This is a genomic window from Endobacterium cereale (genome assembly GCF_009617585.1).
GTDB classification, from domain to species: domain Bacteria; phylum Pseudomonadota; class Alphaproteobacteria; order Rhizobiales; family Rhizobiaceae; genus Neorhizobium; species Neorhizobium cereale.
In genome coordinates, this window is sequence record NZ_WIXI01000035.1 from 52,017 (window position 1) to 78,721 (window position 26,705).

At 59.4% G+C, this 26,705-nt stretch carries 27 protein-coding genes and 1 pseudogene; 20 read left to right on the plus strand and 8 right to left on the minus strand.

Annotation, left to right across the window (positions count from 1 at the left end; genetic code table 11):
* Nucleotides 1-49 precede the first annotated feature (49 nt).
* The 6 genes and pseudogenes from GAO09_RS30445 to lipA all read left to right on the plus strand — a co-directional run bounded on the left by GAO09_RS30445 (nt 50) and on the right by lipA (nt 4,224).
* Nucleotides 50-390 (plus strand): annotated as a pseudogene (locus tag GAO09_RS30445) (endonuclease domain-containing protein).
* The gene (locus tag GAO09_RS05965; protein ID WP_153353133.1) at nt 387-1,025 is read left to right on the plus strand and encodes an SGNH/GDSL hydrolase family protein; all 639 of its coding nucleotides are present in this window, start codon (nt 387-389) and stop codon (nt 1,023-1,025) included. The pseudogene GAO09_RS30445 and the gene GAO09_RS05965 overlap by 4 nt, the downstream one beginning before the upstream one ends.
* Before the next feature lie 68 nt (nt 1,026-1,093).
* A complete protein-coding gene (locus tag GAO09_RS05970; protein WP_153353134.1) occupies nt 1,094-1,366 on the plus strand; it encodes an HP1242/YdcH family protein in 273 nt (90 codons plus the stop codon).
* 75 nt (nt 1,367-1,441) lie between these two features.
* Nucleotides 1,442-2,887, plus strand: coding sequence for a dihydrolipoyl dehydrogenase (gene lpdA / locus GAO09_RS05975; RefSeq protein WP_153353135.1), 1,446 nt, complete (start codon nt 1,442-1,444; stop codon nt 2,885-2,887).
* A gap of 77 nt (nt 2,888-2,964) precedes the next feature.
* Nucleotides 2,965-3,210, plus strand: a complete 246-nt coding sequence (locus tag GAO09_RS05980) for a GlsB/YeaQ/YmgE family stress response membrane protein (RefSeq protein WP_112503624.1) — start codon at nt 2,965-2,967, stop codon at nt 3,208-3,210.
* 39 nt (nt 3,211-3,249) lie between these two features.
* A complete protein-coding gene (gene lipA / locus GAO09_RS05985; RefSeq protein WP_153353136.1) occupies nt 3,250-4,224 on the plus strand; it encodes a lipoyl synthase in 975 nt (324 codons plus the stop codon).
* Nucleotides 4,225-4,230: 6 nt separating this feature from the next.
* Here lipA and GAO09_RS05990 read toward each other — a convergent pair whose 3' ends face one another.
* Complete coding sequence (locus GAO09_RS05990) at nt 4,231-4,413, minus strand: hypothetical protein (RefSeq protein WP_153353137.1); 183 nt, start codon at nt 4,411-4,413, stop codon at nt 4,231-4,233.
* A 259-nt stretch (nt 4,414-4,672) separates the two neighbouring features.
* Here GAO09_RS05990 and GAO09_RS05995 point away from each other — a divergent pair, with 259 nt between their 5' ends.
* Nucleotides 4,673-5,119 (plus strand): type II toxin-antitoxin system RatA family toxin, encoded by a 447-nt coding sequence (locus GAO09_RS05995; RefSeq protein WP_153353138.1) that lies wholly within the window; start codon nt 4,673-4,675, stop codon nt 5,117-5,119.
* 3 nt (nt 5,120-5,122) lie between these two features.
* Here GAO09_RS05995 and GAO09_RS06000 read toward each other — a convergent pair whose 3' ends face one another.
* Together GAO09_RS06000 and GAO09_RS06005 are read right to left on the minus strand one after the other, a co-directional pair.
* Nucleotides 5,123-5,623: a CinA family protein gene (locus tag GAO09_RS06000; RefSeq protein WP_153353139.1), complete on the minus strand. Its 501-nt coding sequence runs from the start codon at nt 5,621-5,623 to the stop codon at nt 5,123-5,125.
* A 1-nt stretch (nt 5,624) separates the two neighbouring features.
* Nucleotides 5,625-6,824 (minus strand): bifunctional 2-C-methyl-D-erythritol 4-phosphate cytidylyltransferase/2-C-methyl-D-erythritol 2,4-cyclodiphosphate synthase, encoded by a 1,200-nt coding sequence (locus GAO09_RS06005; RefSeq protein ID WP_153353140.1) that lies wholly within the window; start codon nt 6,822-6,824, stop codon nt 5,625-5,627.
* Nucleotides 6,825-6,982: 158 nt separating this feature from the next.
* Here GAO09_RS06005 and dusB point away from each other — a divergent pair, with 158 nt between their 5' ends.
* From dusB to GAO09_RS06045, 8 genes are all read left to right on the plus strand, one after another.
* A complete protein-coding gene (gene dusB / locus GAO09_RS06010) occupies nt 6,983-8,002 on the plus strand; it encodes a tRNA dihydrouridine synthase DusB (RefSeq protein WP_153353141.1) in 1,020 nt (339 codons plus the stop codon).
* Complete coding sequence (locus GAO09_RS06015; RefSeq protein ID WP_153353142.1) at nt 7,999-9,156, plus strand: two-component system sensor histidine kinase NtrB; 1,158 nt, start codon at nt 7,999-8,001, stop codon at nt 9,154-9,156. The genes dusB and GAO09_RS06015 overlap by 4 nt, the downstream gene beginning before the upstream one ends.
* Entirely contained in the window at nt 9,153-10,604 is a 1,452-nt protein-coding gene (ntrC, locus tag GAO09_RS06020) for a nitrogen regulation protein NR(I) (RefSeq protein ID WP_153353143.1), read from the plus strand. Before GAO09_RS06015 ends, ntrC begins: the two co-directional genes overlap by 4 nt.
* Nucleotides 10,605-10,793: 189 nt before the next feature.
* Nucleotides 10,794-13,079 carry a sensor histidine kinase NtrY-like gene (locus GAO09_RS06025; protein ID WP_153353144.1) on the plus strand — a complete coding sequence of 762 codons (2,286 nt, stop codon included), beginning with the start codon at nt 10,794-10,796 and terminating at the stop codon, nt 13,077-13,079.
* Nucleotides 13,069-14,433, plus strand: coding sequence for a nitrogen assimilation response regulator NtrX (ntrX, locus tag GAO09_RS06030; RefSeq protein WP_153353145.1), 1,365 nt, complete (start codon nt 13,069-13,071; stop codon nt 14,431-14,433). Before GAO09_RS06025 ends, ntrX begins: the two co-directional genes overlap by 11 nt.
* A gap of 293 nt (nt 14,434-14,726) precedes the next feature.
* The gene (hfq, locus tag GAO09_RS06035; protein ID WP_007757453.1) at nt 14,727-14,969 is read left to right on the plus strand and encodes an RNA chaperone Hfq; all 243 of its coding nucleotides are present in this window, start codon (nt 14,727-14,729) and stop codon (nt 14,967-14,969) included.
* A 77-nt stretch (nt 14,970-15,046) separates the two neighbouring features.
* Nucleotides 15,047-16,387, plus strand: a complete 1,341-nt coding sequence (gene hflX / locus GAO09_RS06040; protein ID WP_153353146.1) for a GTPase HflX — start codon at nt 15,047-15,049, stop codon at nt 16,385-16,387.
* Between the two features lie 104 nt (nt 16,388-16,491).
* A complete protein-coding gene (locus GAO09_RS06045; protein WP_153353147.1) occupies nt 16,492-16,827 on the plus strand; it encodes a hypothetical protein in 336 nt (111 codons plus the stop codon).
* Here the strand turns inward: GAO09_RS06045 and GAO09_RS06050 are convergent.
* Genes GAO09_RS06050 through GAO09_RS06060 form a run of 3 tightly spaced genes read right to left on the minus strand, consistent with a single transcriptional unit; the run spans nt 16,824 to nt 19,499 of the window.
* Complete coding sequence (locus tag GAO09_RS06050) at nt 16,824-18,002, minus strand: FAD-dependent oxidoreductase (RefSeq protein WP_153353148.1); 1,179 nt, start codon at nt 18,000-18,002, stop codon at nt 16,824-16,826. The two genes, GAO09_RS06045 and GAO09_RS06050, sit on opposite strands and share 4 nt — an antisense overlap.
* Before the next feature lie 28 nt (nt 18,003-18,030).
* Nucleotides 18,031-18,864: a nucleoside triphosphate pyrophosphohydrolase gene (gene mazG / locus GAO09_RS06055; RefSeq protein ID WP_153353149.1), complete on the minus strand. Its 834-nt coding sequence runs from the start codon at nt 18,862-18,864 to the stop codon at nt 18,031-18,033.
* A gap of 26 nt (nt 18,865-18,890) precedes the next feature.
* A complete protein-coding gene (locus GAO09_RS06060; RefSeq protein ID WP_153353150.1) occupies nt 18,891-19,499 on the minus strand; it encodes a nucleoside deaminase in 609 nt (202 codons plus the stop codon).
* A gap of 374 nt (nt 19,500-19,873) precedes the next feature.
* Between GAO09_RS06060 and cysG the strand changes: the two genes are divergently transcribed.
* From cysG to GAO09_RS06085, 5 genes are all read left to right on the plus strand, one after another.
* Nucleotides 19,874-21,316, plus strand: a complete 1,443-nt coding sequence (gene cysG, locus GAO09_RS06065; protein ID WP_153353151.1) for a siroheme synthase CysG — start codon at nt 19,874-19,876, stop codon at nt 21,314-21,316.
* Complete coding sequence (locus GAO09_RS06070) at nt 21,313-21,627, plus strand: DUF2849 domain-containing protein (RefSeq protein WP_153353152.1); 315 nt, start codon at nt 21,313-21,315, stop codon at nt 21,625-21,627. The genes cysG and GAO09_RS06070 overlap by 4 nt, the downstream gene beginning before the upstream one ends.
* 18 nt (nt 21,628-21,645) lie before the next feature.
* Nucleotides 21,646-23,319 carry a nitrite/sulfite reductase gene (locus GAO09_RS06075; protein WP_153353153.1) on the plus strand — a complete coding sequence of 558 codons (1,674 nt, stop codon included), beginning with the start codon at nt 21,646-21,648 and terminating at the stop codon, nt 23,317-23,319.
* Nucleotides 23,320-23,322: 3 nt separating this feature from the next.
* Nucleotides 23,323-23,850, plus strand: a complete 528-nt coding sequence (locus GAO09_RS06080) for a DUF934 domain-containing protein (RefSeq protein WP_153353154.1) — start codon at nt 23,323-23,325, stop codon at nt 23,848-23,850.
* 127 nt (nt 23,851-23,977) lie between these two features.
* Nucleotides 23,978-24,790 carry a ferredoxin--NADP reductase gene (locus tag GAO09_RS06085; RefSeq protein ID WP_153353155.1) on the plus strand — a complete coding sequence of 271 codons (813 nt, stop codon included), beginning with the start codon at nt 23,978-23,980 and terminating at the stop codon, nt 24,788-24,790.
* Nucleotides 24,791-25,082: 292 nt separating this feature from the next.
* On the opposite strand, the gene GAO09_RS06090 is transcribed toward GAO09_RS06085, so the two are convergent.
* The gene (locus GAO09_RS06090) at nt 25,083-25,598 is read right to left on the minus strand and encodes a hypothetical protein (protein WP_153353156.1); all 516 of its coding nucleotides are present in this window, start codon (nt 25,596-25,598) and stop codon (nt 25,083-25,085) included.
* Nucleotides 25,599-26,296: 698 nt separating this feature from the next.
* Nucleotides 26,297-26,506 (minus strand): hypothetical protein, encoded by a 210-nt coding sequence (locus tag GAO09_RS06095; RefSeq protein WP_153353157.1) that lies wholly within the window; start codon nt 26,504-26,506, stop codon nt 26,297-26,299.
* Between the last annotated feature and the right edge of the window lie 199 nt (nt 26,507-26,705).

A 26,705-nucleotide genomic window follows, 5' to 3' on the forward strand; every position in this document is an offset into this window, starting at 1 on the left:
GTCCGCGTCAGCGGACGGGTGGGGGTGGATCGACTGGAGGACGCGCTGGATGGCATGGAATCGAGAAAATCCCAATCCACCCAGCGCTGCGGCCAGTCGCAATGCCGGCCGTCTGCGCAAGACGATGACAGATGCGGAGCGACGCCTTTGGAACGCTCTTCGCAACGAACTACCGAAAGTGCATAACTCGCATTTTCGGCGTCAGATGCCGATCGGGAGGCTTGTCTTCGAGGACAGAATTTCCGCGTGATACGCTTCTCGAACAGGGACGTAATGTTGGACATGCCATTGGTATTGAGGCGAATTGGAGTGGTGCTTGGTGGTTTTGGAGCCACCCCCACCCCTAACCCCTCCCCGCAAGGGGGAGGGGAACAGGACGCGAAGATATGAAAACCGTTCTCTGCTTCGGCGACAGCATCACCTGGGGTTTCGATCCCGAAGGTCGCGGTCGGCACGCTTTTGAAGATCGCTGGCCAAGCGTTCTCGCGTCGGCGCTCGGTGAAGGCGTTACCGTCATCGCCGAAGGCCTGAACGGTCGCACCACCGGTTACGACGATCATCTCGCGGATTGTGACCGCAATGGCGTGAAAAACCTGCCGACGCTGCTGCATACGCATCAGCCGCTCGATCTCGTCGTCATCATGCTCGGCACCAATGACATGAAGCCGGTGATCGCCGGGACCGCGCATGCAGCACGGGCAGGCATCCAGCGACTGGTCGGCCTGGTCCGTCACCACGAATATTCGTTCGATTACGATGCGCCCGATATCCTGATCGTCTCGCCGCCACCGCTTGCGGAGACGGCCGATCCGATCTTTTCGGCCATCTTTCGCGGCGGCATCGAACAATCGGCCATGCTGGCCTCGCTCTACCGCGATCTTGCCGATGATCTTGGTTGCGGTTTTTTCGATGCGGGATCGGTCGCCAAAACCAGCCCGATCGATGGCGTGCATCTCACAGCGGACAATACGCGAGCAATCGGCCGTGGTTTGGAGCCGATCGTGCGCATGATGCTCGGTCTTTGATCTGGATCAACGGAGGTAATTTGAGGCGGACCTAGCTTGGCCCTTTCCAACCATAGGGGAACGGGACCATGTCTGAGACGCCGAATGAACTGGCTGAGGAATTTCCGGATTTTCTGGCGCTGATGCGCCATCTCCAGCAGATCGACGGGCATTTCGCCCAGCTCTGCCGGCGATATGAAGACCTGAACCGGAGAATATTCCAGGCCCAGACACGAAACGAGCCCGCTGACGCGAACCTGCTCATGGATATGTGCAAGACGCGGATGCGGCTCAAGGATGAAATCTGCGGGATGCTGGTTCAACCTGAACCAGAAGCGGAAGCGGTCAAGCTGGCGGTATGACGCCAGACGCTTCTCATCCCCAAAGGCTTCAGGCATCCGCCCGAGGCTTAAGACAAAAGAGGATTGGAAGCGCTCATGTCCAACGCTTATGACGTTATCGTAATCGGCTCCGGCCCCGGCGGTTATATCGCGGCGATCCGCGCAGCTCAGCTCGGCATGAAGGTTGCCGTCGTCGAGCGCGAACATCTTGCCGGCATTTGCTCCAACTGGGGCTGCATCCCGACCAAGGCGCTGCTGCGTTCCGCCGACGTGCTGCACACCGCAACCCACGCCAAGGATTACGGTTTGACGCTGGAAGGCTCGATCAAGCCGGACGTCAAGGCGATCGTTGCCCGTTCGCGTGGTATTGCCGCCCGCATGAACAACGGCGTCGGTTTCCTGTTCAAGAAGAACAAGGTCGATATCATCTGGGGTGAAGCAAAGATCACCAAGCCGGGCGAAATCGTTGTCGGCAAGATCTCCAAGGAAATCGTCCAGCCGCAGGGTCCTGTGCCGAAGAACACGCTGGGCGAGGGCACCTACACCGCCAAGCACATCATCGTTGCCACGGGTGCGCGTCCGCGCGCGCTGCCTGGCATCGAGCCGGATGGCAAGCTGATCTGGACCTATTTTGAAGCCATGAAGCCGGAAGAACTGCCGAAGTCGCTGCTGGTCATGGGCTCGGGCGCCATCGGCATCGAATTTGCTTCCTTCTATCGCACCATGGGCGTCGATGTTACCGTCGTCGAGATCATGAGCCAGGTCATGCCGGTCGAAGATGCGGAAATCTCTGCCTTCGCCAAGAAGCAGTTCGAAAAGCAGGGCATCAAGATCCTTCTCGAAGCCAAGGTCGCCAAGATCGAGAAGGGTGCAAACTCAGTCACCGCCACGATCGAGAAGAAGGACGGCTCGTCCGAAAAGATTACGGCTGACCGGATGATTTCGGCTGTCGGCGTTCAGGCCAATATCGAAAACATCGGCCTCGAAGCTGCCGGCGTGAAGACCGAGCGTGGTTTCATCGTCATCGACGGTTACGGCAAGACCAACGTCAATGGCATCTACGCCATCGGCGACGTTGCCGGTGGCCCGCTGCTCGCCCACAAGGCCGAACATGAAGCCGTTGTTTGCGTCGAAAAGATCGCCGGCTTGGCCGGAGTGCATGCGACGGACAAGAGCAAGATTCCGGGCTGCACCTATTGCAACCCGCAGGTCGCCTCGGTTGGCCTGACGGAAGCGAAGGCCAAGGAACAGGGCCGCGATATCCGCGTCGGCCGCTTCTCTTTTGCCGCCAACGGCAAGGCTGTCGCGCTCGGCGAGGATCAGGGCATGGTCAAGACTATCTTCGACAAGAAGACCGGCGAACTGCTGGGTGCACACATGGTCGGCGCTGAAGTCACCGAACTGATCCAGGGTTTTGTCGTCGCCATGAACCTGGAAACGACTGAAGAAGACCTGATGCACACGATCTTCCCGCATCCGACCATTTCGGAATCGATGAAGGAAAGCGTACTCGACGCCTATGGTCGCGTGCTGAACGCCTGATATTGCGGGGCCTCATCCGGCATTGTGTGCGGATGAGGCCCTAACCATATCTGGGCTTTGAACATCAGGAGAATGGAATGGGCGTCGGCTGGTTTGCAGCAATCATCATCGGTGGCCTAGCGGGCTGGCTCGCCGGCAAGCTGATGGATATGCGGTTCGGCATATTCATGAACATCATCATCGGCATTGTCGGCGCCGTACTCGCCAATGCGATCTTCGACAGCGCCAATATCCATGTCGCCGGCGGATGGCTGGGTTACCTTGTGCAGGGTTTCGTCGGTTCCTGCATTTTGCTATTTGTCGCCAAACTCGTCAGGCGTTGACGGGAGGCCGCACCGGAAGCGGCGGAGGAACAGTCTACCATGGTCACCATTCTCGACAGGACGTCGCTCTCTGATGAGAAGCGCATCCGTCACCCTGAAAAGGCGCATCGTCCCGATACCGAGGTCATGCGCAAGCCCGAGTGGATCCGCGTCAAGGCGCCGGTCTCCAAAGGCTATCAGGAAACCCGTTCGATCGTGAAGGAGCACAAGCTCGTCACGGTCTGCGAAGAGGCGGGCTGTCCCAACATCGGTGAGTGCTGGGACAAGAAGCACGCCACCTTCATGATCATGGGTGAAATCTGTACCCGCGCCTGTGCCTTCTGCAATGTCGCCACAGGCAAGCCCAACGCACTCGATCTGGCCGAGCCGGAAAACGTCGCCAAGGCCGTCAAGGAAATGGGCCTGAGCCACGTCGTCATCACCTCGGTGGACCGCGACGATCTGGCCGATGGTGGCGCCGAACACTTTGAAAAGGTGATCTGGGCGATCCGCGCCGCTTCGCCGCTGACGACGATCGAAATCCTGACGCCGGACTTTTTGAAAAAGCCGGGTGCGCTGGAGCGCGTCGTCGCCGCCAAGCCGGATGTGTTCAACCATAATATGGAAACGGTTCCGGGCAATTACCTCACGGTTCGCCCCGGTGCGCGTTATTTCCACTCCGTGCGCCTGCTACAGCGGGTCAAGGAACTGGACCCGACCATGTTCACCAAGTCCGGCATCATGGTCGGCCTCGGCGAGGAGCGCAATGAAGTGCTGCAACTGATGGACGACCTCAGAACCGCTGACGTCGATTTCCTCACCATCGGCCAGTATCTGCAGCCGACCCGCAAGCATCACAAGGTGGAAGCGTACGTCACGCCGGAAGAGTTCAAGTCCTACGAGACGGTTGCCTACACCAAAGGCTTCCTGATGGTCGCCTCAAGCCCGCTGACGCGCTCCTCGCACCATGCTGGTGACGATTTCGCGCGTTTGAGAACGGCTCGTGAAAAGAAGCTTCTCGTGGCCGCCGAGTAAGGCCTCTTAGCCGGCAACACCCTTGCCGGCAATTCTCTCGCCGCGCTTCTTTTCGCGCAGTTCGAAGCGGTTTGCGCGTCCTTCCGCCTTCGCCACCTCGATCAGATAGACGAGGAGGGGGAGTTGGTTCATGTCAGCCAGTTGGCGGGCTGATTCCAGCATTCTCATGATCTGCGTAAAGTCGTCCATGGTCTTCTTCTTCCGGAGTCATTCCGGTGTTTGGGTTTCTATTGCGCTTTTTACGCGAGATTTTGTGTTTGGATCAGGGCTGAGAGCACCCAAAACCACATTTTTGGGATGCAATGGTTAATATGTGAGCATGTGTTAAAATAGGCGTCCGTAACTTTGGCTGTCTCCGAACTGAGCGGCATATGTGCTGCGTTGAAAACGCTGGCGTTTATGTGTCGTCGAGCTTGATCTTCGCCGATGGCGCGCTTAACTGCTGATCATGCCTAAGTTCGAAAATCACCGCCCGGTTCGTCACTCGCCAGAACAGATGTATGCGCTCGTGGCGGACATCGAGAAATATCCTGAGTTTTTGCCGCTCTGCGAGGCGCTTTCTATCCGCACTCGCAAGGAACGGGATGGCAAAGAACTGCTCGTTGCCGACATGACGGTGGGCTACAAGGCGATCAAGGAAACCTTCACGACGCAGGTTCTCCTCAATGCTGCCGAACGGGCGATCGACGTGAAATATATCGAAGGGCCGTTCAAATATCTCGATAACCGCTGGCGGTTCGAGGCAGACGGGCAGGGTGGCTGCACGGTGCATTTCTTCATCGATTACGAATTCAAGAGCATGATTCTGGGGGCGGTCATGGGCTCGATGTTCGATCGTGCTTTTCGGATGTTTGCAGAAGCCTTCGAGGCACGCGCCGACAAGATCTATGTCTGACGCTCAGGCCTCGGCCATGTCCTGCAGCATTTCGAATGCGGTACGCAGCGTGGCAAGGCGCACTTCGCTCCGGCCGATATCGCCATAACGCATTTCCCGATGCAGAATCTTTCCATCGCGATTGCTGGCGGCGAGATGAACAAGCCCGACCGGCTTCTTTGCCGATCCGCCGCCCGGGCCGGCAATGCCGGTCACAGCGACGGAGATCTGAGCCTGTGATGCCTTCAATGCGCCGGCCGCCATTTCCAGAGCCGTTTCCCGCGACACTGCGCCAAAGTCCTTGAGTGTATCGACGCTGACACCAAGAATGTCCGTCTTTGATACGTTCGTATAGGTCACCAGTCCGCGATCGACGACGGCCGAAGATCCCGCTATTTCCGTCAACGCACCCGCAATCAGCCCGCCGGTGCAGGATTCCGCCGTCGCGACCATCAGACCCCTAGCCGTAAAATCGGCGATGATCCTCGTCGCGGTCGCTTCGATGTCCGGCGGAAACAGGCTCATTTCAATCTTTCACATAGACGACGGTTGCCGTTGCGATCGCCGCGATCCCCTCACGGCGTCCGACAAAGCCGATCGTCTCGTTGGTCGTCGCCTTCACCGAGCAGCGCTCCATATCGATGTCGAGGAATTCCGACAGATTGCGACGCATCGTTTCCCGATGCGGGCCAACCTTGGGCGCTTCGGCGATCAGGGAAACATCTGCATTCATGATCGTGCCGCCGTGTTCACGGACGATTCTGGCCGCATGCTCCAGAAAGATGCGAGAAGGCGCGCCTTTCCACTGCATGTCGGATGGCGGAAAATGATCGCCGATATCGCCGGCACCGCAGGTGGCAAGCAGCGCGTCGGTCAGCGCATGCAAGGCAACGTCGGCGTCGGAATGACCGCTGAGTTTCTGGTCGTGTGGGATGAACACGCCGCACAGCGTCACGCCGTCACCCGGAACAAGCTGGTGCACGTCGTAACCATTGCCGGTGCGCACGTCGGGCAGGGGGCTCCGCTGCTCTTGTCTGGAAAGCCGCTCGTCTGCCATCTCTATATCCCGTTTTACTGTCAGTTTGATATTGTCCGCCGAGCCTTCGATCAGTGCCACCGGCAGGCCTGCCCATTCGGCAATCGATGCATCGTCTGTAAAGTCGTCGCGGCGAAGCGCGGCTGCCTTTTCATGGGCGGAACGAATTTCGCTCAGGGCAAAGCTCTGTGGGGTCTGTGCGGCATAGAGGCCAGCGCGCGACACCGTTTCATGCACGAGGCCGTCGGCGCCGCCGCGTTTCAGCGTATCCGCCACCGGCATGGCCGGCAATACCCCGTCATGACCGGCATCCAGCATCGCGGCGATTCGATCCAGCAACGCGAGGTCGATGAACGGGCGTGCGGCATCATGGATCATCACATGTGTCGCGCCGGTGCCGGCAAGGGCGCGCAGGCCCTCGAAAACGGAACGCTGACGCGTGTCGCCGCCGAATGTGGTTCGCGCATCCTTCGCTCGAGGAAGGGTGGAGACCGATGCGGCATAAAGTCCTTCATCGTCAGGGTGTATGACCGTGACGATCGGGCCGCTTCTATGCCAGTTGAGAAAGGTCTCCAGCGTATGCGCAATGACAGGGCGTCCGCCGATTGAACGATATTGTTTTGGGCCTTCCTGCGGGGATCCGGCCCGTTCGCCGCGTCCCGCGGCCACGATGACGATTCCGATTGTCATGGATTTGTCGTTCCCGCACGCTAGCTCGAATTATAATTGACAGGGCAGCACTATAGACTCAAAAGACCCATTTCCAGCACGGCGCCCAAAAATAACGCAATCTTGGAATTGCTCTTGGCAAACGCGCAAAGCCTGAATAAAAATAGTGCAGTCCACTAATGTGCCCGAAAGATCATCAATTGAGTCTCCGCGATCTTGCAGATCCCTTCCATGTCGGGCCTGTCGCCATCCGCAATCGTGTCGTGCTGGCGCCGATGTCAGGTGTCACCGATCTGCCGTTCCGGCAACTGGCATGGCAGCATGGTGCTGGCCTTGTCGTAACCGAGATGATCGCAAGCGGCGAGCTTGTCCGTAACCGCGGTGAATCGTGGGAGCGTCTGAAAAGTACCGGTATCGCGCCGCACATGGTGCAACTGGCCGGCCGCGAAGCACAGTTCATGGCGGAGGCTGCCAAAATCGTCGAAGGCGAGGGCGCCGACATCGTTGATATCAATATGGGCTGTCCCGCCAAGAAGGTGACGGGCGGTTATTCCGGCTCGGCGCTGATGCGCGATCCCGATCATGCCCTGTCCTTGATCGAGGCGACGGTGAATGCCGTCAAGGTGCCGGTGACACTGAAGATGCGTCTGGGATGGGATGAGAATTCCATCAATGCTCCGGAGATTGCCCGCCGTGCGCAGGATGCCGGTGTTCAGTTGATCACGATCCACGGCCGCACCCGTATGCAGTTTTATGAAGGCAAGGCCGATTGGGATGCAATCCGCGCCGTGCGTGACGCGATTTCCATTCCGCTGATCGCCAATGGTGATGTTCAGACGGCCGAGGACGCCCAGGACATTCTGCAGCGATCCGGTGCCGATGCCGTCATGGTTGGTCGCGGCGCGCAGGGGCGTCCATGGCATGTCGGTGCGCTCGGCGGTGCCAATGTGCCGGAGGTCAATGTCATCGCCGATATCGCCTGTCATCACTACGAAATGATGCTTGAATTTTATGGCCGCGAAGCGGGGCTCCGCCATGCGCGAAAACATCTTGGCTGGTATCTCGATTGCAATGCGCCGCACACGGATGCCGCCGACAAGGCGGCGCTGATGGTTGAGCGCGACCCTGCCGTGGTGGTGTCGCGTCTGCGCGAATTGCTGTCTGCGCCGCCGCTTGAAGAACGGAAGGCTGCCGCATGACGTCGAACCCGACGCCGCAGGACAATACGACCGGCAATGCATTGGCCATGGCCGTGCTGAACTCGGTTCAGAACCCGGTCATCCTTGTGGATGCGGAAGGAAAGGTGGCTTTTGCCAACTGGGAGGCCGAATCCTTCTTCGGTTCCAGCGCCGCCTATCTCGCCAAGAACAAGATTTCCACCTTCATTCCTTTCGGCAGTCCGCTTCTGGCCCTGATCGATCAGGTGCGCGAGCGCAAGGCGCCGGTGAACGAATACCGTGTCGACCTCTCGTCGCCACGTCTCGGTCAGGAAAAGCTGGTCGATCTTTATGTTGCGCCCGTCGTCAGCGAGCCCGGCTCGGTGGTGATCGTGTTTCAGGAGCGCTCGATGGCGGACAAAATCGACCGCCAGCTGACGCATCGTGCCGCTGCCCGCTCGGTGACGGGTCTGGCCTCGATGCTGGCGCACGAGATCAAGAACCCGCTTTCGGGTATCCGCGGGGCGGCTCAGCTGCTGGAGACCTCGGTTCCGGACGAAGACCGTGCGCTGACGCGGCTGATCTGCGACGAGACCGATCGCATCGTGTCGCTGGTCGATCGCATGGAAGTGTTTTCCGACGAGCGCCCGGTCGATCGCACCGCGCTCAACATTCACTCGGTGCTCGATCATGTGAAGGCGGTGGCCAAGGCCGGCTTTGCAAGGAATATCAAGTTCCTTGAAATGTATGACCCATCACTGCCATCGGTCTATGCCAACCGCGATCAACTGATTCAGGTCTTTCTCAACCTGATCAAGAACGCGGCCGAGGCAATCGGAGGCCAGTCGGATGGCGAGATCACGCTGACGACGGCCTATCGTCCCGGTATCCGGCTTTCCGTCGCCGGTACCCGCGAAAAGATCTCGCTGCCGCTGGAATTCTGCGTCATCGACAACGGCCCTGGCGTGCCGGCTGATATCCTGCCGCATCTCTTCGATCCGTTCATCACCACCAAGACCAATGGCTCCGGCCTCGGCCTTGCGCTGGTCGCAAAAATCATCGGCGCCCATGGCGGCATTATCGAATGCGACAGCCAGCCGCGCCGCACCGTATTCCGTGTTCTGATGCCCATGCACAAGGAAGACAGCGCATTTGATGATGCCGTCACCTTGAACTCCACAGGAAGCGTAAAATGACCGCCACGATCCTTGTCGCCGACGATGATGCGGCCATCCGTACAGTCTTGAACCAGGCGCTCACGCGCGCCGGTTACGACGTGCGCATTACCTCGAATGCCGCCACGCTGTGGCGCTGGATTTCCGCCGGTGACGGCGATCTGGTGGTGACTGACGTGGTCATGCCGGACGAAAACGCCTTCGATCTCCTGCCAAGGATCAAGAAGGCACGCCCTGATCTTCCGGTTCTCGTCATGAGCGCCCAGAACACCTTCATGACAGCCATCAAGGCCTCCGAAAAGGGCGCCTACGATTATCTGCCAAAACCGTTCGATCTGACCGAGCTGATTGCCATCATCGGTCGCGCGCTTGCCGAGCCGAAAAAGAAGCCGGCAAAGCTGGACGACGATGCGCAGGACGGTATGCCGCTGGTTGGCCGCTCTGCCGCCATGCAGGAGATCTACCGCGTTCTCGCCCGTCTGATGCAGACGGACCTGACGCTGATGATTACCGGTGAATCCGGTACAGGCAAGGAACTGGTGGCGCGCGCCCTGCATGATTACGGCAAACGTCGCAACGGGCCGTTTGTCGCGATCAACATGGCTGCCATTCCGCGCGATCTGATCGAATCCGAACTGTTCGGCCACGAGAAGGGCGCCTTTACCGGCGCGCAGAACCGTTCCACCGGTCGCTTCGAGCAGGCCGAGGGCGGCACACTTTTCCTGGACGAAATCGGCGATATGCCGATGGATGCGCAGACACGTCTTCTGCGCGTTCTGCAGCAGGGCGAATATACGACCGTTGGCGGCCGCACGCCCATTCGCACCGATGTGCGCATCGTTGCCGCCACCAACAAGGATTTGAAGCAGCTCATCAATCAGGGCCTGTTCCGCGAGGATCTCTATTACCGCCTGAACGTCGTGCCGCTGCGCCTGCCGCCGTTGCGTGACCGCGCCGAGGATATCCCGGATCTCGTTCGCCATTTCATGCAGATGGGCGAAAAGGAGGGCCTCGACACCAAGCGTTTCGACAACGAAGCGCTGGACGTGATGAAGGCATATGCCTGGCCGGGCAATGTTCGTGAGTTGGAGAACCTCATCCGCCGCCTGATGGCACTTTATCCACAGGATGTTATCACGCGTGAAATCGTCGACGCCGAATTGCGTTCAGACGTGCCGGACAGCCCGATCGACAAGATGGGCGCGCGCTCTGGCTCCCTGACGATCTCGCAGGCGGTCGAGGAAAACATGCGCAGCTACTTTGCCGGCTTCGGCGACAACCTGCCGCCACCCGGCCTTTACGACCGTGTGTTGACCGAGATGGAATATCCCCTGATCCTCGCCGCACTGACGGCGACACGCGGAAACCAGATCAAGGCGGCCGATCTGTTGGGTTTGAACCGTAATACTCTGCGCAAGAAAATTCGTGAACTGGGCGTTTCCGTCTATCGGAGTTCCCGTACCAGCTGAAGGCACACGGGTTGACACCTGTGTGGTATTCGTTGCATTTTCGCCACAATGCGTTGCTTAAAGGTCACGCATGCTCAGGTTTTCTGAGGGCGGGCGATTCTTGCAACAGGGTCATGGCCATGTCCTCATCAGATGCGGGCAGTTCCCATTGTCTCAGTGATCCCGTGATGTCGGGATCGGGAGTGGCTTATGACAGATGGCGTTATCACGCCTTCGACCAACGAGGATTCGCCTGCTCTGGTTCAGGATCGGCGCGCCTCGTTTGCACTGCCCGGCCTTTTGCTGGCGGGCGGCGCGCTGGTTTGCGCCATGGTCAGCCTTCTCGTGTTGCTGGGGGCCACGCCGATCGCGCCGACGACAAATGTCGTCATCGCCTCGGCTGTGATCAACTCGGTTTTTGTGCTCGGCCTGATCTCGCTCATCGTCCGTGAAGTATTTCGGCTGCTGAAGGCGCGAAACCGCGGGCGTGCCGCTGCCCGACTGCATGTGCGTATCGTTGCCCTGTTTTCCATCGTGGCCATCACGCCGGCCATTCTGGTCGCGATATTTGCCAGCCTTACGCTCAATGTCGGTCTTGATCGCTGGTTCTCGTTGCGCACGCAGTCGATCGTGCAGTCGTCTCTGGATGTAGCCAAGGCATACATGCTGGAGAATGCCAGCTATCTGCAAGGTCAGACAGTTTCGATGGCGAACGATCTCGAGCGCAACCGTGCGATGTTTTACCTCGATCGAACCGGCTTCGTGGATCTGATGACCCGGCAGGCGAGGGGACGTGGTCTGCTGGGCGCCTTCCTTGTTCGCGATGACGGTGACGCCATTGCGCAGGCCGATATCAAGACAGAGCGACCACTGCCCGCGATACCCTCGGACGCCCTCGCGACAGCCGCCGCCGGCCAGCCGACATTGATCCCGCCGGGTGTCACCAACCTCGTTGGCGCAGTCATCAAGTTCGACGCCATTCAGGGCTCCTTCCTTTACACCGTTCGCGCCGTCGATCCGAAAGTGATGTCGGCGATGAGGTTGATGGAAGAAAACCGTGATGAATATCAGTCGATGGAGGCCGGGCGCACATCGCTGCAGGTCGCATTCGCCGTTCTTTACATCGGCTTTGCACTGATCGTTCTTCTGGCAGCCATCTGGACGGCTATCGCTGTCGCAGACCGTATCGTTCGCCCGATCCGGCTGCTTATCAGTGCGGCCGACAGCGTCGGTGCCGGTAACCTCAATGTGGTTGTGCCGGTGCGTGCTGCTGATGGCGATGTCGGCAGTCTGTCGCGCACCTTCAACAAGATGATTTCCGAGATTCGCAGCCAGCGCGACGAAATTCTCGAGGCGAAGGATGAGGTCGATGACCGCCGCCGCTTCATAGAGGCCGTTCTGTCCGGTGTGTCCGCGGCCGTTATCGGCGTTGAGGATGATCATCAGGTCACGATCGTCAATCCGACGGCCGAACATTTTCTGGGCATCGAAGCCGAACAACTGATCGGTCAGCGGTTGGAGGATGTGGCGCCCGAAATCGATCAGGTTCTGAAAGAGGCAACCTTCCGCGCTCGCAACGATTTTCGCAAGCAGATCAATCTGATGCGTGGCGGCAAGGAGAGAACGCTTTCGGTACAGGTGACGCGCGAGGAACAGCGCTCAAGTCGCGAATCCTACGTCATTACGCTTGATGATATTACCGATCTCGTCATCGCACAGCGCTCGACGGCCTGGGCTGATGTGGCACGCCGTATTGCCCATGAGATCAAGAACCCGCTGACGCCTATCCAGCTTTCCGCCGAGCGACTGAAACGTCGCTATGGAAAGCAGATCAACGAGGATGACCGCGCGGTTTTCGACCAGTGCACCGATACGATCGTCCGGCAGGTCGGCGATATCGGTCGTATGGTCGACGAGTTTTCATCCTTTGCACGTATGCCGAAACCAGCCAAGGAATCGGCGGACCTGCGCGATATCCTGCGCGATGCCGTGTTCCTTCGTGAGATGGGCGCGAGCCACGTGGAGTTCGGGCGTGAACTTGGCGATCAGCCACTTGTCGGCATGTTTGATGCCCGCATGCTGGGCCAGGCCTTCGGCAATCTCGTCAAAAATGCTGTTGAAGCGATTGAGGCGGTGCCCGGCGATCAGGAGCGTGATGGCCGCAAGGTGTGGGTACGTGCAGGTTACGACGACGTGCGTGACGTCTTTTGCGCCGACGTCATCGATAACGGTAACGGCCTGCCGGCGGAGAACCGCCACAGAATATTGGAACCATATATGACGATGCGGGAGAAGGGCACAGGCCTTGGGCTCGCGATCGTCAAGAAGATCATTGAGGAACATGGTGGTCAGCTTGAACTGCATGACGCGCCCGTCGAATTTGATCATGGCCGAGGCGCCATGATCAGGGTGCTCCTGCCGCGCATGGAAGCGGCGGCTTTGCAGAATGCTGATGCCGGTGAAGGTAAGGACAAGGAAGCAGCTTATGGCGTCTGATATTCTGGTTGTGGATGATGAGGCGGATATCCGCGATATCGTATCCGGCATCCTGTCCGATGAAGGGCATGAAACCCGCACGGCGCACGATGCGGACAGCGCGCTTGCCGCGATCTCCGATCGCGTGCCGCGCCTGGTCTTCCTCGATATCTGGATGCAGGGATCGCGTCTCGATGGTCTGGCCCTGCTGGACGAGATCAAGACCCGCCACCCGGATCTGCCGGTGGTGATGATTTCCGGCCACGGCAATGTCGAGACGGCCGTGTCCGCCATCAAGCGTGGCGCTTTTGATTTTATCGAGAAACCGTTCAAGGCCGATCGTCTGATCCTGATTGCCGAGCGCGCGCTGGAAAACTCCAAGCTGAAACGCGAGGTGACGGAACTCAAGAAGCGCACGGGTGACGCGCTCGAACTGGTCGGTACGTCTGTGGCTGTCTCGCAATTGCGCCAGACGATCGACAAGGTTGCCCCCACCAACAGCCGAATCATGATCCTCGGCCCTTCCGGTTCCGGCAAGGAACTGGTTGCCCGCATGATCCACAAGAAGTCGACCCGTTCAGCTGGTCCCTTCGTGGCTCTCAACGCCGCGACGATCACGCCGGATCGGATGGAAATCGCTCTGTTCGGCACGGAAGGCACGCCGGGGCAGCCGCGCAAGATCGGTGCGCTTGAAGAGGCGCATCGCGGTATTCTCTATCTCGACGAAGTCGGTGAAATGCCGCGTGAGACGCAGAACAAAATTCTCCGCGTGCTTGTTGATCAGCAGTTTGAGCGTGTCGGCGGTTCCAAGCGCGTGAAAGTCGATGTCCGCATCATTTCCTCGACCGCCTACAATCTCGAAAGCCTGATTGCCGAAGGCATTTTTCGCGAAGACCTCTATCATCGTCTCGCCGTCGTGCCGGTGAAGGTGCCCGCACTGGCCGAACGTCGTGAGGACATCCCTTTCCTCGTCGACAATTTCATGCGCCAAGTCTCCGAGCAGGCGGGTATCCGCAACCGTCGTATCGGCGATGATGCGATGGCCGTACTGCAGGCCAACGACTGGCCGGGCAATAATCGCCAGCTTCGCAACAATATCGAACGCCTTATGATCCTTGCCCGAGGCGATGGGCCGGATGCGCCGATCACCGCCGATATGTTGCCGCAGGATCTCGGGGACATGTTGCCCAAGGTGGCAGGCAGCGGCGATCACCACATCATGACCTTGCCGCTGCGCGAAGCACGCGAAATGTTCGAGCGCGATTATCTGATCGCCCAGATCAATCGTTTCGGCGGTAATATTTCCCGCACGGCCGAGTTCGTCGGCATGGAACGTTCGGCTCTGCACCGCAAGTTGAAATCGCTGGGCGTCTGAGCCCTTCGATTTCAAGGGGTAGGGCCTAGCATCTGCGGCAAAGCAGATCGCATACGTTGTTTTGCCGATTGCGGAGCGCATCCCGATTTGCTAACCAATGCCGGGGGACAGGGAGTTGCAAAACTGCATCTCCCCGCTCGCTTTGCGCATGTCATCCTGAGCCCTGACTCGATCTCGCTCGGGAAACATGCACAAATGAGCGGTGGCGACCGATTCCGGGTGGGACGGCGTGCACCTCAGGGTATGAACAAGAATTCCGGCGACAGGCCGGCAAGAAAGAAAGAAGCGGCGCCATGGCGGAACGTTCTCAGAATCTGCAGGACCTTTTCCTCAATACCGTTCGTAAGCAGAAAATTTCCCTTACCATTTTCCTGATCAATGGCGTCAAGCTGACAGGCGTTGTCACCTCTTTCGACAACTTCTGTGTGCTGCTTCGCCGTGACGGACACTCCCAGCTCGTGTATAAGCACGCGATCTCGACCATCATGCCCGGCCAGCCGATGCAGATGTTCGAGACCGAAGAAAACGCGGCCTGATAGGACATTTAGACATCACAACGCGCGATACCTCGAATGAATCTCTCATCCCGGAAGCTGACAAGCACCGGGATGACATGTGCGCAGTCGTGCTCGTTCCTGTGCTCAAACAGGTGCGTTCACGCGCTGCCCAATCGGATGCGGCAATCGTCGCCCAGCCACAGCGCTCCAACGAGGCGCGGCTGGAAGAGGCGATGGGCCTTGCCCGCGCCATCGATCTGACAATTGCCCAGGGATTGATCGTTGGTGTCAACCAGCCGCGACCCGCGACGCTGATCGGCACCGGCAAGATCGAAGAGATCAAGGCGCTTCTCGATGAAAAGAACGCCGGTCTCGTCATTGTCGATCATCCGCTGACTCCGGTACAACAGCGCAATCTCGAGAAGGAATGGGGCGCCAAGGTCATCGACCGCACCGGCCTCATCCTCGAAATTTTCGGTCGCCGCGCCTCCACCAAGGAAGGCACGCTGCAGGTCGATCTTGCGCACCTGAATTACCAGAAGGGCCGTCTGGTTCGCTCATGGACCCACCTCGAACGCCAGCGCGGTGGTGCGGGCTTCATGGGTGGTCCGGGTGAAACCCAGATCGAGGCCGACCGGCGCATGCTGCAGGACAAGATCATCAAGCTTGAGCGCGAGCTTGAGCAGGTGGTGCGCACCCGCCAGCTTCACCGCGCCAAGCGTCGCAAGGTGCCGCATCCAATCGTGGCACTGGTCGGTTACACCAATGCCGGCAAGTCGACGCTGTTCAATCGCATTACCGGCGCCGGTGTTCTGGCCGAGGACATGCTGTTTGCGACGCTTGACCCGACGCTTCGCCGCATGAAACTGCCACATGGCCGCACGGTCATTCTTTCCGATACGGTCGGTTTCATTTCCGACCTGCCGACGCATCTGGTTGCGGCCTTCCGCGCGACGCTGGAAGAAGTGCTGGAAGCAGACCTCATTCTGCATGTGCGCGATATGTCCGACCCGGACAATGCCGCGCAATCGGCTGACGTTCTCCGCATCCTTGACGATCTCGGCATTGGCGAGAAGGAAGGCGAAGAGCGTATCATCGAGGTCTGGAACAAGATCGATCGCTTGGAGCCGGAAACGCATGATGCGTTGACGGAACGTGCCGCCAGTCGCGCCAATATCATGGCGCTGTCCGCGGTTACGGGCGAGGGCGTCGATCCGTTGATGGACGAGATTTCCCGCCGCTTGTCGGGCGTGCTGACCGAGACATCGGTGACCATTCCGCCGGAAAAGCTGGCGCTGGTCTCGTGGGTCTACAGCAATGCCATCATTGATGAGCGCAAGGACAACGAGGACGGATCGGTAACGCTGGACGTTCGTATGTCCGAGGCGCAGGCGGCGGAACTGGACCGTAAGCTCGGCAACGGCGCCAAGCCGGAAAAAGAAGATTGGGAGCGTTGACGTAACGGCATGCCGCAACGTCAACGAATCACAGGTGCCCGTGTCGCAAGATGGCGCGGGCATTTCTTTTTAATGGCGACCGCGGGCGGCTTTCCGGGAATAGCATGAACGATCTCAAGATCCGCCTGATGGGTGTTGTGCTGCTGGCGATCGGCATGGTTCTCGGCTGGCATGGTGTGCTTCGACCATTGGAAAAAGCCTGGTCGGGCGTATCCGAGGTCAATTATCAGCCGAATGCATTCCTGCTCGTTCCCGCCTCCTTGATATTTGGTCTCGGTTTTGCGCTCTATGGTGAGCGGCTCAACTACCGCAATGCCGAAAAGCAGACGCTGACGGCGTTGGGCTGGGTGATGTTTGCGGTGGTTGCTCTGCTGACCGCCGGTGGCTTCTGGTATTTCAAGCAGCAACTCTCTGCGATCGGTTATCAATCGACGCGCTAAACTAGGCCAATCCGCCTAACCGGATCGAGAAACTCGCCCGTGACAAGTTTGCTGACCAGTTGTCGCATCAGCGGCAGTTGGGTTGCTGGTGCGATGGCAATGTCGCGGACGACCGGCAGGATGTTGCTGTCCGACTGGTAAAAGGGCGTCATGACATAGCTCGTCAGCTGGTAGAACCAGATGTGCATCCGGCGCTGACGCAGATGCAAGGCGAGGGCGTCTTCGAGCGATGCCGAATTCTCTAGTGCAGTCATCATCGACGCGGCATCGAGCAGCGCCATGTTGGCACCCTGTCCAAGTTGCGGGCTGGTCGCATGCCATGCGTCGCCAATGCGCAGGACACGCCGTCCAGCGATCGGCTTGCGGGTGTGGTGGCGATAACGGGCATGCACCGGTTCGGCGATCTCCGCAAAGGTCACGGTCTCGGGCCACATTTTTGCGACCTGCTCGATCCAGACGTGGCGTCCAGCGGATCGCCAGGCGTCGATGTCGCGGTTCCGAAGGCTCCAGAAAAACGTCGCCATTCTGGGGGCGCCATCTTTTGCCGTGCCGACCGGCAATACACCGGCCATGCGGCTGGCGCGGTGATAACGCTGTTCCAGTTCATGCGGATGAAAGGGGCCTTCTTCCGGCCACGGCACGGTTGCCCAGAGCGCGCCGTAACCGAGTTCCTTCGCCGGAACGTGGCCGAGCGGCGAATTCGCGCCCATCGCATCGATGACGAGATCGGCCGCCGGTGCCACGCGTCCGCCATCCAGCACGATCGCCGGTCTTTCACCATCGCGCATGTCCAAGGCTTTCGAAGAGGTCTCGAATTTGACGCCAGCGGCAATTGCCGCTTCGAGCAATATGTCGAACAGAGCCACACGCTGGATGGCGATACCGTGACGATCCTCGCCATAGCCGATTTCCAGAACCGTCCTGTTCGTGCCGGCAAGCTTGCCATGCATGCGATTGATGACAGCGCCGCGCGCGGCTGCCTTGTCCAGCAGGCCCATATGCGAAAGCACCGCCGAGCCGGTCGGCTGCAACACAAAACCGGAGCCGACCGGCTGCGGCGCTGTCATCTGGTCGTAGATCACCACATTGGCGCCGCGGCTGGCCAGCATCGCAGCCAGCGACAGTCCGCCCATGCCCGCGCCGGCAATGGCGATATCCAGTTTTTCAAATCTCATGGGGAAAACCTGTCTTGACCTATCCGGCTCACGTCAGCTCGCGCTCGATGGCCTTGGCGGCTTGCCACAAGTCTTCCATCTGCTCGAGTGTTGCCGCTTCCAGCGTCTCGCCCGATGCGTGAAGAGAGGTTTCGATATGATTGAATCGGCGTCGGAATTTCGTATTGGTGCCGCGCAATGCATTCTCCGGATCGGCGTTCACGTGGCGGCCGATATTGACCAGTGCAAAAATCAGGTCTCCCAGCTCGTCGGCCACCGCTTCCGGCTTGCCGGCCTTCAGCGCCTCGCGCAATTCGCTGATTTCCTCCTCGATTTTGTCGAGGATCGGCTCTGCTTCCGACCAGTCGAAACCGACGCGTGCTGCCTGTTCCTGCAGTTTCAGCGCTTCCGTTAATGCCGGCTGGCTACGCTGGATGCCGCCGAGATGGCCGGCCTTGAAGTCCTCGGTGATTCCGCGTTTCGCTCTGCGCTCTGAGCGCTCCTGCTTTTCCTGCTTTTTGATGGCGTCCCATTGCAGTTTCACGGCCGCGGGCGTGTCGGCATCGGACCGGGCGAACACATGCGGATGACGGCGGATCATCTTTCTGGTCACGGCCTCGACGACATCGCCGAAAGCGAAGTCGCCTGCTTCCTCGGCAATGCGGGCATGAAAGACGACCTGAAGCAGAAGGTCGCCAAGTTCCTCGCAGAGATCGTCCATATCCCGCCGCTCGATCGCGTCAGCCACCTCGTAGGCTTCCTCGATCGTGTAAGGCTTGATCGTCTCGAACGTCTGGACGATGTCCCACGGGCAGCCGGTCTCTGGCTGGCGCAGCGCCTCCATGATTTCGATCAGCCGGGAAATGTCCTTGGATGCTTCCATGTCTGGGGTCCTGCGTATGTCTTTGTTCAGCGAAGCGGAATGTCGTTCGCGGCCTTGCCGGACTGGTAGAGGCCAGACAGGCTGTCATAGATCGACTTGATCAGCGCCGTCTGCTCCTTGAGCTGCTTGCGCAGCGGTTTGTCTTCGGTCTCCACCAGATCGCCGATGTAATGGGAATGCCAGAAGGCGTTGTTGCGACGGTAGCCGCCCGGCTCAAGCCCGAAAACCTCTTTCAGGATTTTCAGGTCGTGCGGGATGGCAAAGGCATCGCGCGAATCTTCATGGCTGAAGAAATAATAGAAATTGTCGAAACCGGCCCAGGTGATCGCCGACATGCACATCGTGCAGGGTTCATGGGTAGAGAGAAAGATCAGTTCATTCGGGTCGAATTTTTCGGACAGTTCATGAAAACGCTTCAACGCGTGGATCTCACCATGCCAGAGCGGGTTCTCGGTTTCGTTGTTGGTTTCGGCGATCACCAGCGACAGATCCGACTTTCGCAGGATGGCTGCGCCAAAGACCTTGTTGCCGGCGGCCACGCCTTTTGCCGTCAGGGGCAGGATGTTATGCTCGATGACCTCGAGCAGGCGCGATGCCAAGGTCTTTGAAGTGTCTTTTTTCGAAGCCTTGGCCATGGTTGGAACTCCGTCTGTTGTCCGGCACCTTAAAGCACGTCGCCGACAAGTATGCAGCCGTTTTGATGTGGGGGCATGTAATGCGGTGGAAAAGTTTGTGCTGAGTGTTGGTTGACTGAAGGCGGACGTTTGCGAGCGGTTCTTTCTGTTGTCGGGAAACCGACCGCGACATCGCAAGGCCGCAAAAGGTCGAGAAAAGCGCCCGCCCGCCTTCACGCCAATGTCACATGCCGGTAAGGGAGGCGGTTGCTTTTGCTCATGTCGAGCGGATGCGGAGTAGGAAAATGTCGGTGTTCAGGTTTCTTCGCACGTCCTTTGCTTCAAAAGAGCGTAAGGATCGCGATAAATTGCAGTTGTTAATCGATGAGTTGGCAATGAGCAGTGAAAACGCACGTCTGAATGTTTTTCCCGCCTTTTTCCGCGTCAGTGGCAAGGTTGTTGTCGTGTTCGGCAATGGCGATGAAGCCTATGCGAAGGTTCGGCTGCTGACCAATACGGATGCGGCGATCGTAGCCTACGCGGCCGAGCCTGAAGCCGATTACGCGGCGTTTCTGGCCGAGCAAAAGATTGCCACGCATCATATCGATTTTTCTCCCGAGCTTCTCGACGGTGCGACGCTGGTTTTTGCTGCCACCGGCGATGATGCGCTTGACCGGAAGATTGTCGATGCTGCTCGCGCACGCCGCATTCCGGCCAATGCCGTCGATCAGCCCGACTATTGCGACTTCTACACACCGGCTCTCGTCAGCCGCGCGCCGGTTGCTGTTGCCATCGGCACGGAAGGGGCGGGGCCGGTTCTCGCCCAGATGATCCGCGCTCGCATCGATCAGATGCTGTCGCCCTCGCTCGGTCGGCTTGCATCGCTGGCTGCCGATTACCGTGATGCCGCCGACAAGCTGGTGCCGCGTGGCGTTGCTCGTCGCATTTTCTGGCGCCGGTTCTTTTCCGCAAGCGTTGCCGACGCAGTCGATGCCGGTGATATAGCCACTGCTCGCCGGACCGCCAATGCACTGCTTTCCGCCGATAACAGCGTTTCCGGCCATGTCTGGCTGGTGGGGGCTGGTCCGGGCGCCGAGGACCTTCTGACGTTGCGCGCTCAGCGCGTTCTTATGGAAGCAGACGTGATCGTGTATGACGCGCTAGTGCCGAAGGCGATCGTCGATATGGGGCGTCGTGATGCCGAGCGCATTTCTGTCGGTAAGCGCAAGAACGCGCATTCTAAGACGCAGGGTGAGATCAACGACATCCTTGTGGAGCTTGGCAAGGCCGGCCAGCGTGTCGTGCGCCTGAAATCCGGCGATCCGCTGGTTTATGGACGTGCGGCGGAGGAAATGGACGCGCTGCGCAAGGCAGGCATTTCCTACGAAATCGTGCCGGGCATCACCTCCGCTTTTGCTGCTGCCGCTGAGTTCGATCTGCCGCTGACGCTGCGTGGTGTCGCAACCTCGCTGATCTTTACCACCGGTCACGACCTGACCGGCGACACATTGCCGGACTGGGCGAGCCTCGCGGTGAACGGCGCCACCGTTGCCGTTTATATGGGCCGCACGGTGGCAGCCTCCGTCACCGACCGCCTGATCGAAGCCGGCCTGTCGCCCGACACGCATGTGGCGGCCATTGAAAATGCCAGCCGTCGGGATCGCCGCCTGTTTCATGGCCGTCTCTCCGATCTGCCGGATCTGGAACTGCGCGATGAACTGACAGGCCCCGTCATGGTGATCATCGGCAATGCTGTGGCTGGCGCGAATTTGGAAAAGTCCGAGCCGTTGGCGGTGGGTATCGTCGCGGCGCGTGAAGGAATGGGATCAAAACAATGACCGACAAGGTTTTGACTGCCAACCGCCTTTCCGACGGCATTGCCGTCTGGCTGGATGCGACCGGCCGCTGGACCGAACGCCTGCAGGATGCGTTGGTGGCGCGCCATGCGGAAGCTGTCGCCTCGCTGGAAGCGATCGGCAAGCGTGATTTTGCCGACAATCGCGTCGTCGATGTCGCCGTGGTCGATGTGCAAGAGATCAATGGCCAGCTCTGGCCGGTTCGCCTGCGTGAGCGCATTCGTGCCCAAGGCCCGACCATGAAATACGCCGCCGGTTTCGGGATCGCTGACCCGGCCTTCATCGCAGTCTGATTTTAGTCCGAGACCGTCATGTATCGTTACGATGAATTCGACCATGCCTTTGTTGCCGACCGCGTGGAGCAGTTTCGCGATCAGGTATCGCGTCGCCTGTCCGGTGAGCTTGCCGAGGATGCGTTCAAGCCGCTGCGGCTGATGAATGGCGTTTATCTGCAACTGCATGCCTATATGCTGCGTGTCGCCATTCCTTATGGCACGCTGAATGGCAAGCAGATGCGCACGCTAGCGCACATCGCCCGCAAATACGACCGCGGTTACGGGCATTTCACCACGCGTCAGAACATCCAGTACAACTGGCCAAGACTGTCGGACACGCCGGATATTCTGGCCGAACTGGCCAGCGTCGAAATGCATGCGCTGCAGACGTCGGGTAATTGCATTCGCAACGTTACCGCTGACCATTTTGCCGGGGCCGCCGCCGATGAAGTGGCGGATCCGCGCCCTTATGCGGAAATCCTGCGCCAGTGGTCGTCGGTTCACCCGGAATTTTCGTTCCTGCCGCGCAAATTCAAGATCGCCGTGACCGGTGCCGAGCGCGACCGCGCTGCCATTCAGGTGCACGATATCGGCCTGCATCTGAAGAAGAACGAGGCCGGCGAGATCGGTTTTGCCGTTTATGTCGGTGGCGGACAGGGTCGCACGCCGCTGATTGCCAAGAAGATCAAGGACTTTTTGCCCGAAGCCGATCTTCTGACCTACATCACCGCGATCATGCGCGTTTACAACCTGCATGGCCGTCGCGACAACAAATACAAGGCGCGCATCAAGATCCTCGTGCTCGAGACCGGTACGGAAGAACTGGCACGGCAGGTGGAAGCGGAGTTCGCCCATCTGGCTGGTACGGAACTGACGCTGCCGGTTGCCGATATCGAGGCGATTACCGCCTATTTTGCGCCGCCGGCTCTGCCGGCCCGTGCCGAAGGCTGGGCGCAGCTGGCTGCATGGAAAAAATCGGACGAGGGTTTTGCCCGCTGGGTCGATCAGAACGTCTGTCCGCACAAACATCCCGATTACGGGATGGTGACGATTTCGCTGAAACCCATCGGCGGCATTCCGGGCGATGCATCCGACGTGCAGATGGATGCGATTGCCGATCTGGCGGAAGAATTCGCCAATGACGAGATCCGCATCAGCCATGAGCAGAACGTGATCCTGCCGCATGTGGCGCTGGCCGATCTGGAACCGCTTTACCGCGCGCTTGTGGCGCAGGGGCTGGAAACCGCCAATGCCGGGCTGATCACCGACATTATCGCCTGTCCCGGGCTGGATTATTGCGCACTGGCCAATGCCCGCTCCATTCCGGTTGCGCAAGAGATTTCCACGCGGTTTGGCGCACCGGAACGGCAGGCGGAAATCGGTGAGCTGAAGATAAAAATTTCGGGCTGCATCAATGCCTGCGGTCACCACCATGTCGGCCATATCGGTTTGCTGGGCGTCGAAAAGAAGGGCGCCGAGCTTTACCAGATCACGCTGGGCGGTTCGGGTGACGAGCATACGTCGATCGGTGAAATCATCGGACGCGGTTTTGAACCGTCCAAGGTGACGGATGCGATCGAGACGATCGTCGATACCTATCTGGGTCTGCGGCTTTCCAAGGACGAGATCTTTCTGGATGCCTATCGTCGTGTCGGGCCGCAGCCTTTCAAGGATGCGCTCTATGGCGATGCCAAGGCGGAGGCGGCTTGATCCATGGCGACGACCACAAAAATCTGGCGTGAGAGCGGTTTTGTCGACGGTGATCCCTGGGTAATCGAGACCGACGAGGTGAAGGCAGGTGAGGACCAAAAGGTTCTGCTGCCGCTGGCGGCGCTGATCGAAAAGGCCGAGGAGAGCAACGATGTCGGTCTCGGCGTCGTGCTGTATCCGGCCGATGATGTGGCGAAGCTGGAGCCCTATCTTTATCGGCTTGAGATCGTGGCAGTGACGTTTCCGGCTTTCAGCGACGGGCGGGCGTTTTCGCAGGCCTCGCTGTTGCGCGACCGTCTGGCCTATCGCAACGAGCTGCGGGCTGTAGGGGATGTGCTGATCGACCAGGTGCCGCTGATGCTGCGGGTGGGGATCGATACGGTTTCGGTGACCAATGCGACGGCGATCAAACGCCTTTCGGAAGGGCGTCTGCCGGGGATTTCCGAGCATTACCAGCCGGCGGTGAAGGCGGCGGATGCCGGGCAGGGTTATAGCTGGCGTCGTCGTGCGCTGACTGCGGAGCAGGCGTGACAAGCTGACGGCTTTGAAACCTGATCGTTTTGGTATAATTCCGAGAACGATGAATGTGCCTCGCTTGTTGGGTGGGGTTGGAGGCGGCGCTTTGGTGCCGCGAACGATGACGAACGAGACCGGCATAATGAACGCTCCCACCAAGCCCGAAGAGTTTGCACCAAAGATCCCGGACGGCGTGTTTGCCGAGACCGTGCTGTCGGTCGAGCATTATACCGACCACCTGTTCCGCTTCCGCATGACGCGTCCGGCGGGTTACCGTTTCCGTTCGGGCGAGTTTGCGATGATCGGCCTGATGGTGGGCGAAAAGCCGATTTACCGTGCCTATTCCATCGCCAGCCCTTCCTGGGACGAGGAACTGGAATTCTTTTCGATCAAGGTGCCGGATGGTCCGCTGACCTCGCATCTCCAGAAAATCAAGCCGGGCGATACGGTGCTGATGCGCAAGAAGCCGACCGGTACGCTGGTGCTGGATGCGCTGACGCCGGGCAAGCGTCTCTACATGTTTTCGACCGGCACCGGCATTGCGCCGTTCGCCAGCCTGATCCGCGACCCCGACACCTATGAAAAGTTCGAGGAAGTCATTCTCACCCATACCTGCCGCGAAGTGGCGGAACTGAAATACGGTTTTGATCTCGTCGAAGAGATCAAGAACCACGAATTCCTGTCCGAAATCGTTGGCGACAAGCTGAAGCTGTATTCGACCGTGACCCGCGAAGACTATCCGTTCCAGGGCCGCATCACCGACCTGATCGACAACGGAAAACTGTTTGCCGATCTCGGCGTGCCGGCGCTCGATCCGGCCATCGATCGCGGCATGATCTGCGGTTCGGCGGCGATGCTGAAGGATACCAAGGAACGGCTGGAACGCGCCGGCCTGACCGAAGGCGCCAATAACAAGCCGAGCGAGTTCGTTATCGAACGGGCTTTTGTGGGGTGAGCCGCGACGGGCGCAGCCCGGCAAAACGCTCCAGTGGAGCGTTTTGAGCGGCGAACGCCCTGAGCCTTAGCGAAGGGCCGGGCTTGCGCGGCGGTCGGGCGTAAGCCCGAGCAATCGATCCAGTGAATCGATTGCAGCAACGAACGCCGCGAGCCAAAGCGAGTGGCCGGGCAGGCCGTGACGGGCGCTGCCCGGCAAAACGCGCCAGTGGCGCGTTCTGAGCGTGAAACGCTCCGAGCCTTAGCGAAGGACCGGGCGCGGCGTCTATGCAAGACGGTCTTCCCGGCCACCTTCACAACACCCTGATCAGCGGGACAGTCGTCTCGGCGGTCTCGAACCCCATCTCCGGCCAATCCGGCTTCTGCCAATCCGGCTCCGAGCGGGCGGGCGGCACTGGCGGCAGCGCGGGCGATGGTACCGGCCTGGCCGGCCGTGGCGCCATTTCCAGGGCGCGCTTGCGCCGCCAGGCGGCATAACGGTCAAGATTGGCCTTTGCCACCAGACTGTGGACGATCTCGACCGCCAGTTCACGCACTTCCTCGGTGACGGAGGAGGTCCAGTGCGGCAGCATGAGAACTCTCCAACTGCTGGCGACATGTTCGGTATCGGCGCGGACTTCCTCGAAGAACGCGCGCTGCCTGGCATTCAGGGTGTCGAGGCAGCAGGGCTGTTTGCTGCCTTGGAAATGATACCAGCAACCGCCCTCGCGCCGGCATCGGCGGTGGCGGCAGGCCATGTGCGGCAGCCCCAGCATTTCGGCGACACGCCGGGCGATGGTGAGGCGGTCCTCCGGGGAATAACGGCTCATCGGGCATTCTCCTTTCGCTGATCGGATTTCTGCTGTTGGATGATGGATGATGTTTTGGACGGGCCGCAGGAGGCGCCGTCCTGCGGACAGACTCCTCCCTTGGTGCCAGTGCGTTTTCGAAAAATTTCGGCCGGGACACGGTTTGTGCCGCTGACTGAAATTATGAAATGACACGCGCCGTGTCCCGTTTCGGCGGTTTATGCCCGCGACTTCGGTTCCTCTGCGAAAGCCATCCCGACGGTTACCCATCGACCGGCCATCATGTGTGCCGCACAGGCACGCCCGGCGCGCTCTTTCGGGCCTCAGAAATGCTCTGGCGTTTGACCGCCAAAGCATTTCCCCCGTGTCGCCGGAGGAGAACCAGTTTCCGCGAACCCGAGACATGAGGATATGCGTCTGCTCCTCATGCCCCGCGCCGGCTCCACCTCGCCGGGACGCCTCCCGGTGTATCCGCGATGGAACGGGTGAAGGATCGCACGATCTGCAAAGGGGTGGATGAACTCGGAATCAAGTGATTGATTTTGTTGAATCGAGGGTCTCAAACGTCCACGGGGAGCGATTGGAATACGACGCTTATGTCGCTTTCAGGGGATGAAAGCGGGCGCGATCACCAAAATGTGATTGATGCTCGATTTATGTCGGCGATGGCGCCGTCGATCCGGTCGGCAGCGTTTCCGATGTGGCCGACGTGCGGCGCCTCAGCGCGCCGGAGCGGGCGCGGGCGGTGCGGAGAGTTTGGAGGAGACCAGTTCGACACTGCCGCGCACATGGATGGTGAGCGGTTTTCCGCCGGTGCCGGCCACGGCCAGCGCGATCACCGACACGTCCTCCTCGAATGTGGTGACATACAGGACCTGCGCCCGGTTCACGTAGATGGGCTGGTTATGAGTGTTCTTGAAGCCGATCATCGTGGCGGGTCTCCTTGCAGTGTGGTGAAGGAGATATGACATGGGTTAGGTTTATGGAGGGTGAATCTACCGGGGGCAGGGAGTGTCGGATTTTTGCACTGCAAATTGCCCACGCCGCTCTCCGCCTTCGATCTTAACCACGATGACCAGGGCGCATAACTAACGGTGGATAACACCTTCAACTCTTTTGTAGAGATTT

Excerpts from the sequence above, each read along its gene's own strand:
- GAO09_RS05965 (WP_153353133.1), top strand. The coding sequence starts at position 387 with ATGAAAACCGTTCTCTGCTTCGGCGACAGCATCACCTGGGGTTTCGAT.
- GAO09_RS05970 (WP_153353134.1), top strand. The coding sequence starts at position 1,094 with ATGTCTGAGACGCCGAATGAACTGGCTGAGGAATTTCCGGATTTTCTG.
- lpdA (WP_153353135.1), top strand. The coding sequence starts at position 1,442 with ATGTCCAACGCTTATGACGTTATCGTAATCGGCTCCGGCCCCGGCGGT.
- GAO09_RS05980 (WP_112503624.1), top strand. The coding sequence starts at position 2,965 with ATGGGCGTCGGCTGGTTTGCAGCAATCATCATCGGTGGCCTAGCGGGC.
- lipA (WP_153353136.1), top strand. The coding sequence starts at position 3,250 with ATGGTCACCATTCTCGACAGGACGTCGCTCTCTGATGAGAAGCGCATC.
- GAO09_RS05990 (WP_153353137.1), bottom strand. The coding sequence starts at position 4,413 with ATGGACGACTTTACGCAGATCATGAGAATGCTGGAATCAGCCCGCCAA.
- GAO09_RS05995 (WP_153353138.1), top strand. The coding sequence starts at position 4,673 with ATGCCTAAGTTCGAAAATCACCGCCCGGTTCGTCACTCGCCAGAACAG.
- GAO09_RS06000 (WP_153353139.1), bottom strand. The coding sequence starts at position 5,623 with ATGAGCCTGTTTCCGCCGGACATCGAAGCGACCGCGACGAGGATCATC.
- GAO09_RS06005 (WP_153353140.1), bottom strand. The coding sequence starts at position 6,824 with ATGACAATCGGAATCGTCATCGTGGCCGCGGGACGCGGCGAACGGGCC.
- dusB (WP_153353141.1), top strand. The coding sequence starts at position 6,983 with ATGTGCCCGAAAGATCATCAATTGAGTCTCCGCGATCTTGCAGATCCC.
- GAO09_RS06015 (WP_153353142.1), top strand. The coding sequence starts at position 7,999 with ATGACGTCGAACCCGACGCCGCAGGACAATACGACCGGCAATGCATTG.
- ntrC (WP_153353143.1), top strand. The coding sequence starts at position 9,153 with ATGACCGCCACGATCCTTGTCGCCGACGATGATGCGGCCATCCGTACA.
- GAO09_RS06025 (WP_153353144.1), top strand. The coding sequence starts at position 10,794 with ATGACAGATGGCGTTATCACGCCTTCGACCAACGAGGATTCGCCTGCT.
- ntrX (WP_153353145.1), top strand. The coding sequence starts at position 13,069 with ATGGCGTCTGATATTCTGGTTGTGGATGATGAGGCGGATATCCGCGAT.
- hfq (WP_007757453.1), top strand. The coding sequence starts at position 14,727 with ATGGCGGAACGTTCTCAGAATCTGCAGGACCTTTTCCTCAATACCGTT.
- hflX (WP_153353146.1), top strand. The coding sequence starts at position 15,047 with ATGTGCGCAGTCGTGCTCGTTCCTGTGCTCAAACAGGTGCGTTCACGC.
- GAO09_RS06045 (WP_153353147.1), top strand. The coding sequence starts at position 16,492 with ATGAACGATCTCAAGATCCGCCTGATGGGTGTTGTGCTGCTGGCGATC.
- GAO09_RS06050 (WP_153353148.1), bottom strand. The coding sequence starts at position 18,002 with ATGAGATTTGAAAAACTGGATATCGCCATTGCCGGCGCGGGCATGGGC.
- mazG (WP_153353149.1), bottom strand. The coding sequence starts at position 18,864 with ATGGAAGCATCCAAGGACATTTCCCGGCTGATCGAAATCATGGAGGCG.
- GAO09_RS06060 (WP_153353150.1), bottom strand. The coding sequence starts at position 19,499 with ATGGCCAAGGCTTCGAAAAAAGACACTTCAAAGACCTTGGCATCGCGC.
- cysG (WP_153353151.1), top strand. The coding sequence starts at position 19,874 with ATGAGCAGTGAAAACGCACGTCTGAATGTTTTTCCCGCCTTTTTCCGC.
- GAO09_RS06070 (WP_153353152.1), top strand. The coding sequence starts at position 21,313 with ATGACCGACAAGGTTTTGACTGCCAACCGCCTTTCCGACGGCATTGCC.
- GAO09_RS06075 (WP_153353153.1), top strand. The coding sequence starts at position 21,646 with ATGTATCGTTACGATGAATTCGACCATGCCTTTGTTGCCGACCGCGTG.
- GAO09_RS06080 (WP_153353154.1), top strand. The coding sequence starts at position 23,323 with ATGGCGACGACCACAAAAATCTGGCGTGAGAGCGGTTTTGTCGACGGT.
- GAO09_RS06085 (WP_153353155.1), top strand. The coding sequence starts at position 23,978 with ATGAACGCTCCCACCAAGCCCGAAGAGTTTGCACCAAAGATCCCGGAC.
- GAO09_RS06090 (WP_153353156.1), bottom strand. The coding sequence starts at position 25,598 with ATGAGCCGTTATTCCCCGGAGGACCGCCTCACCATCGCCCGGCGTGTC.
- GAO09_RS06095 (WP_153353157.1), bottom strand. The coding sequence starts at position 26,506 with ATGATCGGCTTCAAGAACACTCATAACCAGCCCATCTACGTGAACCGG.